The 18,474-nt window shown below is 47.3% G+C and carries 12 protein-coding genes; all 12 read right to left on the bottom strand.

The genetic code is table 11. The features are described 5' to 3' along the window. Nucleotides 1-57: 57 nt before the first annotated feature. Nucleotides 58-1,311, bottom strand: coding sequence for a glycoside hydrolase family 88/105 protein (locus tag BT112_RS11825; protein WP_072317591.1), 1,254 nt, complete (start codon nucleotides 1,309-1,311; stop codon nucleotides 58-60). Between the two features lie 52 nt (nucleotides 1,312-1,363). After that, nucleotides 1,364-2,380, bottom strand: coding sequence for a DUF4861 family protein (locus BT112_RS11820; protein ID WP_072317590.1), 1,017 nt, complete (start codon nucleotides 2,378-2,380; stop codon nucleotides 1,364-1,366). Nucleotides 2,381-2,472: 92 nt separating this feature from the next. Then, on the bottom strand, nucleotides 2,473-4,149 hold the full coding sequence (locus BT112_RS11815) for a RagB/SusD family nutrient uptake outer membrane protein (RefSeq protein WP_072317589.1): 1,677 nt from the start codon (nucleotides 4,147-4,149) through the stop codon (nucleotides 2,473-2,475). A 23-nt stretch (nucleotides 4,150-4,172) separates the two neighbouring features. Beyond that, the gene (locus tag BT112_RS11810) at nucleotides 4,173-7,148 is read right to left on the bottom strand and encodes a SusC/RagA family TonB-linked outer membrane protein (RefSeq protein WP_072317588.1); all 2,976 of its coding nucleotides are present in this window, start codon (nucleotides 7,146-7,148) and stop codon (nucleotides 4,173-4,175) included. Between the two features lie 426 nt (nucleotides 7,149-7,574). Continuing rightward, nucleotides 7,575-8,720: a cytochrome-c peroxidase gene (locus BT112_RS11805; protein WP_072317587.1), complete on the bottom strand. Its 1,146-nt coding sequence runs from the start codon at nucleotides 8,718-8,720 to the stop codon at nucleotides 7,575-7,577. A gap of 117 nt (nucleotides 8,721-8,837) precedes the next feature. After that, a complete protein-coding gene (locus BT112_RS11800) occupies nucleotides 8,838-10,415 on the bottom strand; it encodes a DUF6850 family outer membrane beta-barrel protein (RefSeq protein WP_139276156.1) in 1,578 nt (525 codons plus the stop codon). Between the two features lie 11 nt (nucleotides 10,416-10,426). Beyond that, the gene (locus tag BT112_RS11795; protein ID WP_083564899.1) at nucleotides 10,427-11,773 is read right to left on the bottom strand and encodes a DUF4876 domain-containing protein; all 1,347 of its coding nucleotides are present in this window, start codon (nucleotides 11,771-11,773) and stop codon (nucleotides 10,427-10,429) included. Between the two features lie 32 nt (nucleotides 11,774-11,805). Continuing rightward, entirely contained in the window at nucleotides 11,806-14,493 is a 2,688-nt protein-coding gene (locus BT112_RS11790) for a TonB-dependent receptor (RefSeq protein ID WP_083564898.1), read from the bottom strand. Nucleotides 14,494-14,959: 466 nt separating this feature from the next. Next, nucleotides 14,960-15,532 (bottom strand): hypothetical protein, encoded by a 573-nt coding sequence (locus BT112_RS11785; RefSeq protein ID WP_139276154.1) that lies wholly within the window; start codon nucleotides 15,530-15,532, stop codon nucleotides 14,960-14,962. 219 nt (nucleotides 15,533-15,751) lie between these two features. Continuing rightward, a complete protein-coding gene (locus BT112_RS11780) occupies nucleotides 15,752-16,804 on the bottom strand; it encodes an NAD(P)/FAD-dependent oxidoreductase (RefSeq protein WP_072317703.1) in 1,053 nt (350 codons plus the stop codon). A 117-nt stretch (nucleotides 16,805-16,921) separates the two neighbouring features. After that, nucleotides 16,922-17,161 carry a NifU family protein gene (locus tag BT112_RS11775; protein ID WP_072317702.1) on the bottom strand — a complete coding sequence of 80 codons (240 nt, stop codon included), beginning with the start codon at nucleotides 17,159-17,161 and terminating at the stop codon, nucleotides 16,922-16,924. A 53-nt stretch (nucleotides 17,162-17,214) separates the two neighbouring features. Next, entirely contained in the window at nucleotides 17,215-18,348 is a 1,134-nt protein-coding gene (locus BT112_RS11770; RefSeq protein WP_072317583.1) for an Mrp/NBP35 family ATP-binding protein, read from the bottom strand. Nucleotides 18,349-18,474: the final 126 nt, after the last annotated feature.

Here is an 18,474-nt window from a genome sequence, read left to right as displayed (position 1 = left end):
TGGTCTAAAAGTGTCATCCGTCCTGCAGAAAGACCTTGGTACCTCACAATTCCGGAACTATTGGTCCAGTTCCAGGCTGGCCAGGATGAACGGGCCTGTCCCTTTCGGATCATTGGACCTTATTTTTTCGTTCACGTAATATTCATAGGTACCATCGCGATAGGGATTTCCGCCAAGACCGGCTACGGCACATACCTGTGTAAGGTTTACCACACCATTGTCTTCCACTTCTATAAGGTGGTCCAACACTCCCTGATATCCTTTTTTTGCTACATCCATGTAAGATTGTGGCAGATAACCTTTTCGCACACCCTTGGCCAGGGAATAAATGAACATACAGGAGCCCGAAGCTTCCAGGTAATTCCCTTCCCTGTCCCCTTGATCTGTAACCTGGTACCAGAGTCCTGAATCTTTATCCTGGAAATCTGCCAATGCCACGGCAAGCTGGTTCAGGTAACGGATAAGGTCTTTACTTGCAGGGTGATCTTCCGGGAAATCATCCAGTACGTCCACCAGGGCCATAGCATACCAGCCGAGAGCTCTCGACCAGAAATGCGGTGATGTCCCCGTTTTCTTATCTGCCCATTGCTGTTTGCGGCTTTCGTCCCATCCGTGGTATAAAAGCCCCGTTTTTTCATCCCGGGAATGTTGCTGTATCTGCTGAAATTGCAGGGCAATATCGTCAAAAGCTTTTTTTGCGGCTTCTCCTTTGTCAAAAGTCCTGGTGTATTCGGCATAGAACGGTTGTCCCATATAGAGACCGTCCAGCCACATTTGCGACGGGTATATTTTCTTATGCCAGAAGCCTCCACCGGATGTTCTCGGGTGCTTGTCGAGTTGTTGCCTCAGCGTTTCGATAGCCGTGCGATATCTTTCCTCTCCGGTTTTCTCATAGAGATAAAGCAATACCCTGCCGGGATTGATCATATCGATATTATATTTCTGCATATCATACGTCAGTATCTCCCCCCGGGCGTTGACCATAGTGTCTCCGAAAGCCTTTATATAATCATAATAGGTTTCCTTACCGGTTTTCTTATACAGTTCTTCAAATCCCTTCAAAACCAATCCCTGGGTATAGCTCCATTTGGGTTTGGTATGAAAATCGAGTTGCCAGGCTTCGGGGAAACGCTCCATTTCGGAAAGTGCCATCCTTTCCGACCATTTCAGGTTTTTCGGTATGGTATAGGCCTCTTGTTTTGATTCTTGTTTTGATTTTTCCTGTGCTTCTTTTTTCTCTTCCCCGGATTTACAGGAAAAAACAGTTATAGAAAGTAGCGACAGAAAAGTTATTTTTAAAGGTTTTATCATGGTTATGCTAAAAAATGGTTAATATGGTTGTAGTACAATAAAACGGCTCCTCCTACTCAAGTCTGCCGGCGGTATCCAGGCGGGACAACAATTCGTCCAGATGCCCGGTAAATTCTTCTTCATCGGTGATTCCTTCTTTTTCCTGGTCCCATGCAGCAAGCAGGTAATATGTAATCTTGGCTGCCGGTTTAAAAATTACCAGGTGGTCATCTGTTCCCGTAGTGAGTTCTGCGGCTTCCGAAAGTTTATAGAAAATGGCCATACCGAGTTGATCATCAGCACCCGATAACGATTGTTTTCCATACGTAGCTATATACCCCCATTGTTTTCCCTTCTTTCGGAGAAAATCTATATCATCGAACTTTACGATACCGGTACACAACCCTTCCGTCATTTCGGAAGGCTTCAGCACAACTTTCATATACCGCCCTTCGGGATACATGCTCAGCGCACTCTGCAGATCGATAGTGGCGCCGGGAGTTTCCCAACCCTTGTAGTCAATAATTACCCGGGCTTCCTTATCCGTATTTTTAACTTCGGCAGCGGTATTGGCGACTACGTTAAAATGGTGGGTCTTCCCATCTACCTGTCTTCCGTAGCTCCCTACCCCAAGGCCTTTGGCCACCTTAAGGACATCCATCCCCCAGTCGGCAGGTTTGTGGTAAGAGTCAAATCCGTCCTGTCCCACATAAGGCAGTACGAGCGTGTCCACTTTTTTTCCCCACACATCAATAGCATTACGCCAATCGAGATACAAACGGTATCCCACATTGCTGTTTTCCCAGCCCGGGCCTTCATAACGGATATACCAGGTATGATCGGTATGCTCGGCGGGGACATCCAGCCTGTCTACATTCCGGAAGGTTCCTCCCGTATATTCCTTGTGGTCACGCGGACCGTCCTGCCAGGTCCCGCCTTCTTTTACGGATATCTCGGCATACACCTTTCCGGAAGGTGCCGATACCTCCCCGGCAGGCGTGGTTATTACGGCCTTTTCTTTTTTTTCACTGTCTTTGCAGGCAACAAGTGCCAGAAAAGACAAAGCCATATATATGCTCTTTTTTTTCATAGTCAATATTTTTTTCCGGAAAAAGGAGCCCGTTACATCACACACTAACCGGGCTCCGATTCAACACTAAACTCTATTTTTATGGAAACACCTTATCTCGTGTAACCGTCATTTTGCTGAAATTCACTTTTATTGGTTACCGCATCCAGTTGTGCCTGCGGTATAGGTCTTAACCGGTGGTAAGACTGAATATTTGGGGATGCATCGGGGTTCCAGGCCCTTACACGCTCCACGAGTTTATCTGTGCGCTTCAGATCGAACCAGCGGAGTTGCTCCCCGGCAAATTCTCTCGCCCTTTCATCGAGTATCATATCGATATCGAGCGCGCCTTCTGCAATCTCCATATCGTCTTCGTGTCCCGGTAATGCGGCCCTTCTCCGGACTTCATTAAAATATTCCGTAGCATCGCCCATATTGCCCAGGTTTAATTCGGCCTCGGCCACAATCAGGTACATTTCGGCAAGACGGATAACAAAGGCATCTCTCTTTCCCTGCTGCTGGGATATGGTTTGCCTCGAAGGATCGAGAAACTTTTTCAGTGAGACATACCGGTCCCTCACCCGGGGGGCATCATTGTCGTCATAGGTCCGGCTCCTGTCGATAACCGTATAGGTCTTACTGTCCTTTTCCGCCTGCGGGATCGTGTATTTGGTAGCGTATATCGCCGTATCTCCCACTTGCATCCCTTCCGGGGCATTGTCTGCATTATTACAGTACCATACCCGCTGAAAGGTCGCATCGAAACGCGAGTCCATATTTTCGTCAAACAGGTCGAGCAGGTGTGCCGTAGGCATAAACCTGGCAAAAGGACGCCCGTTCTGTATATCGCGCTTCATTCCGGGCAACTGGTCATAGGTCATCAGGAAGAACAAGTGGGAGTTATTGCCCCCGTCCCGGAGCAAGATTTCATCATCATCATCATCATCATCACCATCATCGGGAGTCTCCAGTTCCAGGTTCAGCACCAGGTCGGCCGTAAAGTTTACCAGCCACACGATCTCCGGATTTCTGACATTGTCGATATCCCAAAGATCCGCATAATTGTCCACCAGGGAAAAGCCATAATCACTGATCACGTTCCTGGCATGCCGGGAGGCAAGGGCATCTTCTCCCCGGGTCAGGTACATCCTGGCCAGGAAGGCTTCTGCCGCAGCCTTGTTTGCCCTTCCGTAATCTTCCGAGGAAGGCGGCAGGTTGTTTACGGCAAATTCGAGATCCTCGAATATCTGGTCATAAAACTGTGCTATCGGCGTACGGGTCGCGGTTTCCTGTATACTCTTTACTTCTTCGGTAAAAAGATGTACATCGCCCCAGGTCTCTACGATATGCCACAGGTAAAATGCACGAAGAAACCGGGCTTCTCCTTCTCTCACAGGTTTCAGATTTTCCGCAAGCGGGGAATCCGGTATACGTTCTACTGCCGCATTGCAGGTATTCAATGCCGAGTAGAAACGGGTCCAGTAAAACTCTATGGGATCATTGGCACCCGACAAATCGGAATTATACAAGGCTACCGGCGGGTTTTCCATACCGTTCCCCCGGGTAAAAATGTCGGTTCCGGTTTCGGTCAGGGCTATTCCGTTTTCCTTACCGTACCAGAATCTCATCGGGGTATAACAGGAATTTACCAGCGCTTCTATACCTTCCAGGGTAGCATAATAGGCATCTGCCGTAAGGCCCGACTTATTATCTTCTTCCAGGAAGCTTTCGCAGGAAGCGAATACCCCGGCAAGGAGCGAGCATACTATAATTTTTATTTTGATCTTCATTTTTTTCGGCTTTTGGTGGTTTGTTATAATTCCAGATTGATCCCGAATACCAATTGTCTTGTCATCGGGAAACTGAGATTTCCGCCTCTCTCGGGATCATAAGGGTCTATATCACTAAATACAAAATAATTCTTGGCGGTAGCATAACAACGAAGTTTTGCTATTTTCAGATAGTCTGTCACGGATTGCGGAAAGTTGTAAGCCAGGGTAATATCCCTGATCTTCACAAAAGAACCGTCTACATATTGCAAGGTAGAATAATACTGTGTACTTGCACGGCTGGTGCCTGCATCCGGTCTCGGATAGGCATTGGTGGGGTTTTCCGGGGTCCAGTAATCTACTTTGGGACCGTTTTCGAGAGCATCTACTTTATAAGAGCCTGCCGCCTCACTGATAATGGTCTGCCCCTGCCTTGCATATACGAATACATTTAGTTCCAGACCTCGGTAACTGAACCTGTTGTTAAACCCAAGGGTAAAATCGGGCACGGTACTTCCTATGATAACCCTGTCTTCGGGAGTGATCACCCCGTCGCCGTCCTGGTCCCTGACTTTGATATCTCCGGGTTCCTGTCCGTATGACGCAGCCTGGTCGGCTTCGTCGAGTTGCCAGATCCCCAATTTCTCATAATCGTAAAAAGAGGATATCGGTTGTCCGACAAACCAGCCATTGGCCAGGTCACGGTCGCCCTCGGGAAGTTCCCGTATTTCTTCCTTGTTTGTCGTAAAGGTAATATCCGAACTCCAGCCGAAACCATTGTCCTGTGAAACAATATTCCGGGTATTGACATACAGTTCGAGTCCCCTGTTGCGTGTTTTACCTATATTATCCCATGCTGTGCTAAACCCGGAAGATGTAGGTAATGCCCTTTGCATCAAGAGGTCGCTCGTGTTTTGCTGGTACAGATCGAGTGACCCGGATATGCGGTTGTTAAAAAATCCGAAATCGAGTCCGAGGTTGGTCGTTGCCGTGGTTTCCCAGCTCAGGTTATTGGAAGCTATGAGTGACGGGTAATATCCGAATGCCGGGGTTTCATCTGTTCCGCGATCATACGCATACGTACTTTTGGAGAGACTTCCCAGGGTCTGGTAAGGTGATACCGCACTGTTCCCGGATATCCCGTAACTTACCCGTGCCTTTAGCTGTGATACGGTCTGGCTGTCTTTCAGGAAATTCTCCTCTTTAAGTACCCACGATAAGGCGGCAGAAGGAAAATATCCCCACTTGTTGCCCGGGGCCAGTACGGAAGAACCGTCTGCCCGCATTAACAGGGTAACGAGGTATTTATCTGCATATTTATAATTGACCCTACCGAAAAAAGAAGCCAGTTGCTTTTCTTCCAGGCTGCTGTTTACACGGATCTGGGTCTGTAATCCGCCCAGGTTATGAAACAACATGGTCGCCGAGGCCAGGTCTCTTCCTTCGGCCCTGTAATTTTCTTCCGTGGTTTTCCAGATACTGGTCCCCAGCAATCCGGAAATCTCGTGTTTTCCTGTGGTATAGGTATAATTGGCAAAGTTTTCCCAGGTGGTGCGGTTGAAAGTTCCGTTCTCGGCACTGGCCAGTGACAGACCATCCGCACCTACTTCGAGCGTATTGGTCGCGGAAAATACCCCTCTGCGAAAATTCATGTGATCCACACCGAGACGGGACGTAAACGTAAGATTTTCCAAAGGTGTCCAGTCCAGACTGATATTTCCGAAGAATCGCTTGTTGTCTTCGTTATCCTTGTAGTTGCCGGGTAACTGGTCGACCAGCGGGTTGAGTGTAGAACTGTCCCCGACAGGAAAAGTAATAAGGTCTCCCTGGTCGTCATAGGGCCTGCCGAGCGGGCTCATCTTGTTAGCCTGGTTAAGCGGGTCCCTTCTGCGGTCGTGGTCTTTCATGGTATACATGATATTGGTAGAAAGCTTCAGGTTATCGAGTACTTTATGGTCTACCGTAAGACGTCCGCTATAACGGTCCAGGTTGTCGTTCTCCAGCAGTCCTTCCTCCCGAAAATATTCCATGGAAAAATAATATGTAGTCTTTTCGGAGCCTCCGGAAACACTCACCTGGTGGTTTTGCTGGCTCCCGGTACCGAGCAACTGGTCTGCCCAGTCGGTCCAGATACCTTGCTGAAAATTCTCCAGTTGGGTCGGGTTAAAGATATTGGCATCGTCTGCCGGACTGCTCCACTCGCCCACGGTCCTCCTCGATTCTCTTCGCAGTTGCACCCATTCGGGTCCGTTCATAATATCGGCATATCCCCCGAGGCTCTGTACACTGTAATAACTGTTGAAAGAGACTTTACTTTTGCCGGAGCGTCCTCTTTTGGTCGTAATAAGCACTACCCCGTTTGCCCCCAATGTACCATAAATAGCCGTTGCCGAAGCATCTTTGAGAATTTCTACCGATGCGATATCGTTGGGGTTAACATCGAGTGTAGACCCGTAAATCATGCCGTCTACCACGACAAGAGGACCATTATCGGCATTCAGGGAGCGGTTTCCCCGAATGGAGAAATTAAGTCCTGCTCCGGCCTGTCCGCTCGATTTGGTCAGATCTACCCCGGGGACCTTTCCCTGCATGGTTTCGAGGGCATTGGTAACCGGTATAGACGTCAGGTCACGTTCTTTCACAGAGGCTACGGCCCCGGTAAGATCGGATTTCTTTACAGCTCCGTAACCGATGACCACTACCTCGTCCAGGGCTTCGGCATCCTCACTCATTTTAAGGTCTAAAGTATTGGCATTCCCTACGGTCCGCTCTTCTTTCTTCAAACCGATATAGGTAAATACCAATACCTGTCCGGGGGCCGCATTAATCGCATAATTACCGTCAAAATCGGTCTGGGTTCCGTTGGCCGTACCTTTCACCAGGATATTTACTCCTGGTAATGGCACGCCTTGCTGATCGGTGATCGTACCTGTAATCTGCTTTTCCTGGGCATAAAGTGCCGGCGACATCAAGAAGAGTCCGAACACGAAAAAAGCCCACAGCATTTTTACGGGAATCATGAAAAGTAGTTTAAAGTCCATTATAATAAAGAAATTAGTTGGTAAATGATTAAAATCTTGTAATCGATTGCACTAAAATATATATATTTTATCAATTATAACAATTTTAACACGTTAAAATATTAAAAACATAGAATTGTAGCAAAAAATATACAGTTTTACAAGAAAATAAAGGAGATCAGGAAACAATATTTCAATCGATTACAAGACAAAAAGAGAAAGAATCGTATTATTCTTTCTCTTTTTTATATTTCGGTATTCACATGTCAAATGCAGCTTTTGTAGTACTCAGATAGGCCCCATATCTCATTACTACCATATAAAACGGCGATTGCCCCCCGTATGTCCGGGCCCTTTTACCGGTTTTACGTGTGGCCTTGCAACGGCCAAAGAAGTATGTTGTTGCTTATGGACATCATAGAAATCCTATTGCGGCAACAGCGGAGGATCTTCCCTCCTGCTCCGTGAGGTAAGCGTAAGCAAAAACGCCTGTAATGCTATTTTTTCCTTATCGGTCAGATCCAGTTTTTTTAACAGTGGTGAGGTCTCAGGAAAAAGGGAGTCGTTTTGTTGATGGGGTTTCCGTGCGGGACGCGGCATTCCGGCATTATACAGGTTGATTATCCCCCTCAGATTCGGGAAGATCCCGTTGTGCATATAGGGAGCGGTGCGGGCGATTTCCCTTAAAGTTACCGTACGGAACCTTCCTACATCTTCCTTTTTGCCCGTATGTTCATACCGGCCCAGATCTTCATATTTACGACCGTAATACGTAAGTCCGGTATTGTGAAATTTGTTATCGGAAAACAGCGGAGTATTATGACAATTGATACATCTCGCCTTGGTACGGAATAAGTGCAGCCCCAGTACTTCGCGGTCCGAAAGCCGGGAGGTATCGCCCTGGACAAACAGGTCGAAACGGCTTGTTCCGCTCACTATGGTCCTCTCAAAGGTAGCCAGGGCCTTCCTTATCCTGTCAAAAGATACCATCGTGTCACCGAAAGCTTTAAAAAATTCTATTCGGTATCCGGCTATCCTTCGGATATTTCCAACGGCGATCTTATGATCGGAATGCATTTCGAGTGTGTCTGTCAACGGAAAATCAACCTGTTCTTCCAGTGATGCCGCTCTTCCATCCCAGAACAGGCTGTCGGCATACCCTACATTCAGCAAGGTCATGGAATTTCTCTTGCCTAACTGCCGGTCATGCCCGTAAGAAAGCCTGCGTCCGTCTCCCCATCCCAGTTCGGAATCGTGACAGGAAGCACAGGCGATCTGACCGGAACCGGAAAGACGGGGGTCGAAAAAGAGCATTTTTCCGAGTTCTTTTTTGGCATCGGAATACGGATTATCTTCCGGGAACTTCATTTCCGGAAGCACTCCTATTTCTTTAAAACCGGCTGCCACACTACTATCGAGAAAAGCCTCCGGCCAACGCGAAGTATCGCCGCTTCCGTAACGCTCCCTGAGCTCCGGAAGGGTGTAATACGAACTCTGAACCGCCGTAGACCGGAACGATACAATTACAATAATGACCATACACAAAATGATGGTGGTAAGCAGCTTTTTCAATAGTATTGTTTTTATTATTTACCGTTTATCCCCGGAGAAACATCAAAGCCCTCCGGTTTTTCGATGATACCGTTTGTTCCGGGGAGGATTTATATTCGGAATTCCCCGACGTATCTACTAATAATCCAACACTACAGCTATCCCTGTAGTCCAGCGTTGCATACCGGTTTGTACAGCCTGCTGTACTTCGGTCCTGATCCTGAGCGTGAGATCGAAATTCCTGATCTCCCTAAACCGAAGGTCAACACCTGCCCCGGCCAGCCATACATTTTGAGACCAAATTTCATGATCGTGATACACCACATCTTCATAAAACCGCTTTAATGCGAGCCCGGCATAATCACTTTCCGTTATGTGCCCGAGGTAGGATGCGGAGCCGTTGGCCAGCATATTGTCCAGCGTATGACGATAACCTCCTTTTATTCCGGGCGTCAGTATCATACTGTTATTCAATATATAGTCCTTTAAAAAATAAAGTTGTGCATGCAGCAAGGAATTATCGGTAGCAGTCTGCGATAATCGATCCTGCTGTTGAACCCCGAGATACGTCAATGTCATCCCCGTATCGTAGCGGATGCGTGTATCCCGGTATCGTATCAGGGAAGCTCCGAGGCCCAGCTTTGTCTGTTCCATAGTATAATTCTTTCCGTCCTTTGCCGTCAGAAAATTATCTCCTTGTCGCCGTATACCGGAAAGATGTACCTTAAAAGCTCTGTCCTGGTCCGGAAAACGGAGCAGCATCAGGTTATTTTCCATCTCATCGGTATGATATATCCCATAAATGTTCTCGCTTGCGTAACGATCGTCACTATTATCCTTGAATGTATCGGTACGGGACCCGGAATAGCGAAACTGACAGAGCAGGCGCCATCCCGTATCCTGATAACTATACCCTGCAACTACCGACCAGTGCGTGTTGCGCCGTTTGATTGCATGGGATGCACTGTTAGCCATAGTTCCATAGCCGGTGACCCAACGGATATAACGGTCGTAATTATAGGGGATATTAGCCCCGTTATTATTGAATTTGGCGCTGTTGCTCACATGAAAATACCCCAGGGCTCCCCCGGCGCTCAGCTGATGTTTTTCCAGAAAAGTATATCCGACGGTGGTTTTGAAGTGCAGGCGATTATACGTCACTTCCGTTCGTGGGTCGAGATCCGTACGGTATTTGTTAAAGGCATCGTATTCTGCTTCGAGGGAAACGTCCAGCCTGTCGGCAATAACAGGCAGTGTAAATCCTCCCCCCAGTTCGTAATACTGGTTGCTCCAGTTGGCCGGCCTGGCCACCGCAAGATAATGCGGGTCTTCCATAACCCCGTCCCTGAGCCCACCGTACGACAATCCCCATCCCTGGTCGTCCATATACTCCTTGCGGATATCTATCCCTCCGAAAAACATAATTTTTTTCCCCCGGTACAATCCCCGGGTACTGATACCTACATGCTGCACGCTTTCCGCCTCCTGTCCCTGCCGCAGATCTCCCGCTGTATTCCGGTAATACAATGAAGAAGCCGTATAATCCCCCACCGGTACGTATTTCATTTGTACCCCTATATTTTTATAAACTTCGTATACTTCCGGATAAAACACATTGTCATGGGCCGTACCGGGTGTTTTTCTGTCCTGGGCATAAAGCCCGGACAGCGTCAGCGCCAAGATTATGGCCAGGAGAATATACTGCTTCTTCATCATTCCTGTTTTATTTAATCGATCTCTACAAGGGGATGGTCGAGCACCTCGAAGTCCTCGGAGGAATTGTTGGTATCCTGATAGATCACCCGATCACCGATGATCCTGGCCTGTTTGCGTATTACGGATTGTGAAGAGTAACGGCCCTTCGGCACCGAGATCTCCCCGGCATCGGCAACATCGGGCAAGCGCTTGGGCTTTTGTCGTGCGGGATCTGACTGCTGCACCTCCACGGCATCGATCAGTACCGATACGGGAACCTGCAGGTACCTGGTAGTCTTATCTTCTATATCATCTATGGGTTTATCCGGGCCGGTCAGGCGGTCCCAGGAAGAAATGATCTCGTCATCCCCATAAAACAGGGCAAAAGCATCCCGGCCATTGGCATCGAGTATCAGATCTTTGCCGGAATAGGACTTAAAGGCCACTTCCACATTGACCGAATTTGGGTTATCGATATCCGAATCCAGGAAACTTCCTCCGTTCTCGACCAGGTAATCACGGAAATATACCTCAAAAGGCGCCCCGCTCAGATCAACAGTCAGATCAGGATTTTCCACCTGGTAGACTTTTTCCTCTCCCTCATCATCTACAATAGTTAAGGGTGCTTTATGATTCACGGCAGTGCCTGCTACTATAGCACTTTTACCGGGAGCCAGTGGGTACTCGTTCCCGGTACCGGGAATGCGTATCACTTCATCGGCATACACATAGTCGGTATTGGATTTATCTCCTTTGGACTGCCCTACTGATTTGCTCCAGTCCAATTGTCCGTTCGGCAGGTGATATGATTGAAGTGAGGAGGGCGTACTGGCCGAACCGAAAAGCTGCGCAAAGCACAGGCCGTCCAGGTAGAGGGTATCGTTGGAATTATTGTGGATCTCAAAAAACTGGTCCCTGTATATGGCCCCCAGCTTGGTATCCGAGCCGGCGTAATAAATCTGTTTCAGCAACAGGTTACCGATAGTCCCCGTCACCAAACGAAGTACGGCACTTTCGTTCTGCTCTGCAGTAATAGCTATATTTTGCAGGGAAGCATTAAATTGTACATCCCCTTCTACCCCCTGTCCCGTAAAGGTCTCGAAATCTTCCTTGCTCATCGTAAGCGACGCCGTCAGGTTATAATTTCCGGGCACAATATCCACGGTAGCCAGACCGGAATCTCCGGTAGTACTCGCATAACTCCTGCCGTCCTCAAGGTTAAGAAAGGTAACCTTTGCGCCGGCAGCACCTTCGCCTCCGTAAGTTTCATCATAGTTTACCCGGATCTCATATGACATGACGCTGACAAAATTATCATCGTCATTGCTACAACTCAGCAAGAGGCTGAAAAACAGCGTGTACATAATGGTTTTTCTCATATTGATATTTATTTCATTGGTTATTAATCAGGTTAAAAAACAAATTTTACGTTACCGCCGAATGACACTTTCTGATTCCTTATACTATATGCATCAAGTATTTTAACATAAGGCCTGTAATTCAGAAAATTATATGCGTAAAAGGACAGGCTGAGCCCGTTGAGCATTTCCTTGGTAACTCTCAGGTGAAAATTGTGATATGCCGGGTAGGTCCGGTCTTGTGTGACCGACATATCCTTCCACAACGGACTGTACTTCTGGTTATCCCGCTCTGCCTCGGGGATCTCGAAATATTCGAGATTGGCATTGGCGTAAGCAAAAGGACGATTATCCCTGAGCACAGCATAACTGGTGGTCCGGGTAAACTGTTCGGCAGTCAGGGAAATCAATAGCCCTATATCCGGAATATGATGGGTCGCGGTCAGGCGTAACCTCAGGGCATCAAACTTGTCATTAGCCTTATGGTAATATCCGTAGAGGTATTCTTTTTCGAGGGGATCATCAGTCTTTTCCACGAGATCAACCCCGTTAGACGAATCACTGAAGGTATAGGCCCCGGAAAATGCGAATGACGTATTAATCGCCCTGATCTTTTTGAGATGCATCATAAATTCCAGTCCGAAATCCCGTGCAACACTGGAATTCACGGACAGACTGTGCTTGATAATAGTAGGATCATAACCGCTAATCGTATATGTGGGGGCACCATGCTCTTCGGGAAAATCAAATTCGAGCCGGGGAAGTTGACGGAGTTCACGGACATCTACTGCCATAAAACCGTCGTAGCTCCTGTTATAATAAGAGGTAAGACTGATATTTCCTATTGCCGTATTAATGTCTGCTCCGACTTCGAATTTCCAGGATTTGGAAGGTTTCAGTTCTTGTTTATCTATTTTCTTTACAAAGGTCTGTACCAGGTTATAGGAATAGTAATTGGTTCGGAAATCGGCCATGACGTAATCAAAATACTTATCCCCCGGAAAGAGGTTGGAGAGCGATGGCGCTTTGGAGGCAAAACCGGTACCGAAACGCACTTTCACCTTATCGGAGAGCTCATAGCCCAGGTTGACACGCGGACTGAAACCGGAATATCCGCTCTGGTTGTCATAACGCATCCCGATATTGGCGTATAGCTTTCTGTCATTGGCAAACGTATATCGTATATTATCCTGAAAATAGACGCCGTACCTCTTCTGAGACTGTACGTATTTGTTAAAATCAAGCGGGCGGACCCCTTCATCACCGGTTGATTGTCCGCTGAGCACTACCTGGGCATTAGCTGAAGAAGGATCGTATATCCTTCCCCGGCCGAGATTATCGCTTAGGCTGAAATCGGCACCGTAACTTATGCTGTGTCCCCAGCCGCCGGTATTGATATATTTGTCAATGTCCAGCCGCGCTGATACATTGAGAGGTTTACCGAAAACCTGCTTTTTCATGAGATAGGCCACCGGAGTGTAGGCCCCGGGTTGTAATGCGGTTTCCATAGCCAGGGGAACTACCTTACCCCCGTTATTCACAAACTGCTGATCATAGGATTCCTGTGAAGCATAGGAAATTCCCGCCTGAAACCCCAGATTATCCATCCATCGGGACTGTAAAGCCCATTTGGCACGGTTACTCAGTAAGATACCCGTTTCCTTTTTGTATTTGGCCACCTGGCCGCCATCGTTATTATCCTTATCATAATTCATGTCGTCCAGGTTCTTGCGAAGGGTTACGGATAGTGTATTCTTAAAAACCTGATTCTGGTTGACAGTACTCCAGATCAGGCCGGTTGTAATGCGATCAAATTGCTCCAGGCTATTCCGCGGATCGGCATTGGAGTTCAGGTAATCGGCAGAAAGGCTTAGCGTGTTACGGTCGTCCAGCCGCAGCCCCTTATCTATACTTACGGAAGTTTTCCCCTGTCGTATGTTTGCCGAAACCCTATAAGGAGAAACCCCTGCTCTACGGTCTATTTTAATGATCCCACTGGTAAGATTACCGTACTTTGCATCAGGGATCCCGGCAATGACTTCCACACTTTCGATGTTGGAAGCCGGGATACTCCGGAGATCATAACCCGTATTCACATTATCATAAGTTGTTACCCCGGATGCCTTTGTATTATATAGCTGCATATTCTCATCGTTGGAAAGCTGCATACCGTCCAGGACGTAAGAAACACCAAAGGCATTGTTTTTCTTTGCCATGGCCGTTCGAAGAGAAATGGTCTGGGGCTCGTTCAGTACGGAAGGTCTTATTTCACTGCCCGGTAATTGTTGTAATATTTCTGCAAGACTGAAGGCCTGTACCTGGCTGATGGCATATTTGTCGAAAAGGATGGAAGAGCCTGCCCGGTCCCTTTTCCGTACTCCTGTTACCTCCACTTCATCGAGTCTCAGATTTTTGTCTTTCAGTACAATGGAAAGCTTCATGAGATCAAGACCATCCGCCCCCTCATTGTCCAGTACATAAGTCTCTTTTCCAAGGATCTGAAAATGGAGCTCAAATTGTCGGGCTGAAGTTTCTATGGTAAAAGCACCGTCATCTCCGGAAATAGTCCATTGCCCCGAAACAAGGTCTATAATGTTTACCCCCGCCATGAGATTCCCGGTATCGGCATCGGAAACCGTTCCCGAGATGTATTGTTGTGCCGACAATGGCAGGCAGGTACCCAATAAAAGTAATACTATAAACCGCATGGATCTTTCGTACAGGTGAATATTGCGGTACAAATTTAAATTTATTTAGATTTGATAAAAATAAAAAACATGTTTATTTCCGGTTAATTTCATGGACAGGACAAACACGTTCAATACGTGAAAGTTTTTACTTATAGCTCATTAAGGACTCTAACTCCAAAATATAAGATGCAGCGTTTTTCACAAATCCCGGAAGTAATTTCCGGAACGACAATGAACCTCCGGTAATATCAAACAGAGTTTAAATCGTATAAAAAAATACCGGTCCCAAAAACTGAGGATATCAGAGTAAACGATGCTACAGGACGATGTTTCATCAACCCCATGGTGCTACTGTCCGAAATCTGTCATACTTACGGCCAAAAAGTAAGGGCAGGTATAAACAAGGTTTTCCCGGGTATAATAAAAGGATGGTAATCGCTCCAATAAAATAATGACCCTTTTTACACCCCTCCCGGCAACAGAAGTCCATAAAAGAAAGCCTATAGGGATATCCCGATTAAAAACCCCAAAAACTGTGCATAAACATAACCCTGTTAACACCGAATAGGGTTATGTTGACTGCTGACAGGGTTATGTTGACTGCTGACAGGCTTATGTTAACCGCTAACAGGACTGGGTTGACTGCTAAAAGGGTTATGTCAACCGCCAACAGGGTTGTGTTGACTGCTAAAAGGGTTGGGTTGACCGCGAACAGGATTGGGTTGACCGCGAACAGGGTTGTATTAACAGCGAACAGGGCTATGCTGCCTGCGAACAGGGTTATGCCGACCGCTAAAAGGGTTGGGTTAACTGCGAACAGGATTGTGTTGACCGCAAACAGGGTTGTGTTGACCGCAAACAGGGTTGTGTTGACCGCGAACAGGGTTGTGTTGACCGCGAACAGGGTTGTGTTAACAGCGAACAGGGTTGGGTTGACTGCGAACAGGGTTGTATTAACAGCAAACAGGATTGGGTTGACTGCGAACAGGGTTGTATTAACAGCAAACAGGGTTAGGTTGACTGTGAACAGGATTGGGTTGACCGCGAACAGGATTAGGTTGACCGCGAACAGGACTGGGTTGGTCGTCAACACAATCCCTTAAATGGCATTATTCGCACATGCCGGGGGCGTAAAAACTTTGGCCGTTGCCCCGGCTCGCCTTCTACCTATAGTATATAAAACCGGAATTTCCGATCGGTATAAGCTCAAAAGGTCCTTTAATGATATTGCCTTGCGCCTAAATGCCTGAACAACAAAGGAGGGGAAATACCCCTCCTTTGTTGTAGTATTCGTTATGAGTTGTGATTATTATTCAATAGCCTTTATAACAGCTTTCGGAGCTTCTTTACGACTGCCGTCAAAACCGTCCACACCACTTACCGTGGTATATTTCATTACGTATTTTTTCCCCGGATTAACAATCTGGTAGGCACTTTGGCACATCAGTGTGGCCTCGTGGAAACCGCACAAAATAAGTTTCAGCTTCCCGGGATAGGTATTTACATCCCCAATAGCAAATATACCCGGTATATTGGTCTGGTAATCCAGTGCGTTGTTTACCTTGATGGCATTCTTTTCAATTTCCAGTCCCCAATCGGCGATAGGACCGAGTTTCGGAGCCAGACCAAACAGCGGAATAAAGTGGTCCGCTTCGAGAAATGCTGTCTCTCCGTTACGGTTAATAGAAAGGGCCTCGAGTTTATCTGTCCCGTGCAGGGCGGTTATTTCTGCAGGGGTCACCAGGTTTATTTTCCCCAGTTTTTTAAGTTCCTGAACCTTTTCGACAGAATCGAGCGCTCCGCGGAATTCATTTCTGCGGTGCACCAGCGTTACTTCCGAAGCAACATCGGCCAGAAAAATACTCCAGTCCAGTGCCGAATCTCCTCCTCCGGCAATGACCACACGTTGATCGCGGTACACTTCCGGGTTTTTTATAAAGTAGGCCACCCCGCGATCTTCATAGAAATCGATATTCTCCAACGGGGGTTTACGAGGTTCAAAGCTTCCCAGGCCACCTGCAATGGCGATAACGGGTGCGTGATGGCGGGTACCTTTATTGGTTGTTACGATAAAGCTGCCATCGTCGAGCGTTTCAATGGTTTCCGCCCGTTCGCCCAGGGTAAATCCGGGTTCGAACGATTTGATCTGGTTCATCAGATTATCGACAAGATCTCCTGCCAGAACATCCGGAAAACCGGGAATATCGTAAATGGGTTTCTTAGGGTAAATTTCGGATAATTGTCCGCCGGGTTGCGGAAGCGCATCGATAATATGGCATTTCAGCTTTAATAATCCGGCTTCAAAAACTGCAAACAATCCCGTAGGACCGGCACCGATAATCAGTATATCTGTTTTAATCATTGTATAGTAAATTAGGATTTCCAGACTCTTTCCCGGTTTCCGGGAAAACAGGGGTAATAACCGGCGTTTTCCCTTTACCCCAAGCATAAAGAGAACGGTATATTACCTCGTAGTGCCCTAACTGACGCCTATTACCCTTTCGATCTGGGGAGCGTACTTTTTTATCGTAGTTTCTACCCCGGCTTTCAATGTCATGTGATTGACGTGACAATCGGTACAGGCTCCTTCGAGACGGACTTTTACAAGTTTTCCGTCATCAATGGAAACCAGGGATATATCACCGCCATCACTTTTCAGAAAGGGACGGATCTCGTCCAGGGCTTTCTCTACGTTCAGTTTTAATTCTTCTTTTGTCATCTTTTTGAGTTTATGGTACTGCGGAACGGCCTTCAGTGGTTTCTCTCCACGTATTATCTTTTTTTCGCCGCCGAGCACCCGGCCATTGTTGTTATTTTGATCGCTTCGGTCGGGGGTAGATTTTCATTACGATCCACAACCTCCTGCACCACACTCTTCGTGAGTTCTTCAAAGGCTTCTTCCAGCGGAGTAGCCGTCTGCAATGCCGCAGGCCGCCCTACGTCTCCGGCTTCCCTGATACTCTGTACCAGCGGGATCTCTCCGAGGAAAGGAACTCCCAGGTCTTCCGCCAGGTTTCGTGCTCCTTCTTTCCCGAAGATATAATATTTATGCTCCGGAAGTTCTTCCGGGGTAAAATAGGCCATATTTTCTACGATCCCCAGTACGGGAACACTGATACTTTCCTGCTGGAACATCGCCACACCTTTCCTGGCATCGGCAAGAGCCACATTTTGCGGCGTACTTACCACAACGGCTCCGGTAACGGGAAGGGACTGCATAATACTCAGGTGAATATCGCCTGTTCCCGGAGGCAGGTCTACCAGAAGGAAATCGAGTTCGCCCCAGGCGGCATCGAATATCATCTGGTTAAGGGCTTTCGAAGCCATCGGCCCACGCCATATTACCGCCTGATCGGGCTGGGTAAAAAAGCCGATAGACAATACCTTAACCCCATAGTTTTCCACAGGCTTCATTTTGGATTTTCCGTCTACCTGTATGGCCAATGGCCTTTCCCGCTCCACATCGAGCATAATAGGGGCCGAGGGGCCATAAATATCCGCATCGAGCAACCCGACATGAAACCCCATTCTGGCCAGGGTAACCGCGAGGTTTACCGTAACCGTAGATTTCCCGACGCCACCTTTTCCGGAAGCTACCGCGATGACGTTCTTGATCCCTGGAATCGATTTTCCCTTGATCTGGGGTTTCTTTTCCGGGGTATCTACCTTGAGGTTGACCTTTATTTTTGCTTTTTCATAAACTTCTTTATGAATGGCCTTCAGGATTTCAACCTCGGTCTTCTTCCGGGCCTGCAAACTCGGATTGTTTATAGTTACATCGACAACGACCTCATCTCCGAAAGTCATTACATTGGTCACAGCTCCGCTTTCCACCATGTTTTTACCTTCTCCGGGCACCGTGATCTTTTCCAATGCTTTTACTATTTCTTTTTTATCTAACTTCATTAGTAAAGACTCATTCTAAATTAAATTCATTCTAAATTACAAAGATAAGGTTTCACTTTCATATTTTAAAACCTTTATATAGAAATACTCAATCTGCGGATAGGGATCTCCTATCATACGGTATTC

The sequence above is a fragment of the Sinomicrobium oceani genome (genome assembly GCF_900119185.1).
In the GTDB taxonomy this organism is placed as follows: domain Bacteria; phylum Bacteroidota; class Bacteroidia; order Flavobacteriales; family Flavobacteriaceae; genus Sinomicrobium; species Sinomicrobium oceani.
Note: the sequence above shows the minus strand (reverse complement) of the source record. Positions and strands in the feature narration are given on the sequence as shown.

Coding starts and splice junctions, on each gene's coding strand:
- BT112_RS11825 (WP_072317591.1), bottom strand. CDS start 1,311: ATGATAAAACCTTTAAAAATAACTTTTCTGTCGCTACTTTCTATAACT.
- BT112_RS11820 (WP_072317590.1), bottom strand. CDS start 2,380: ATGAAAAAAAAGAGCATATATATGGCTTTGTCTTTTCTGGCACTTGTT.
- BT112_RS11780 (WP_072317703.1), bottom strand. CDS start 16,804: ATGATTAAAACAGATATACTGATTATCGGTGCCGGTCCTACGGGATTG.
- BT112_RS11775 (WP_072317702.1), bottom strand. CDS start 17,161: ATGACAAAAGAAGAATTAAAACTGAACGTAGAGAAAGCCCTGGACGAG.
- BT112_RS11810 (WP_072317588.1), bottom strand. CDS start 7,148: ATGATTCCCGTAAAAATGCTGTGGGCTTTTTTCGTGTTCGGACTCTTC.
- BT112_RS11795 (WP_083564899.1), bottom strand. CDS start 11,773: ATGAGAAAAACCATTATGTACACGCTGTTTTTCAGCCTCTTGCTGAGT.
- BT112_RS11770 (WP_072317583.1), bottom strand. CDS start 18,348: ATGAAGTTAGATAAAAAAGAAATAGTAAAAGCATTGGAAAAGATCACG.
- BT112_RS11815 (WP_072317589.1), bottom strand. CDS start 4,149: ATGAAGATCAAAATAAAAATTATAGTATGCTCGCTCCTTGCCGGGGTA.
- BT112_RS11800 (WP_139276156.1), bottom strand. CDS start 10,415: ATGATGAAGAAGCAGTATATTCTCCTGGCCATAATCTTGGCGCTGACG.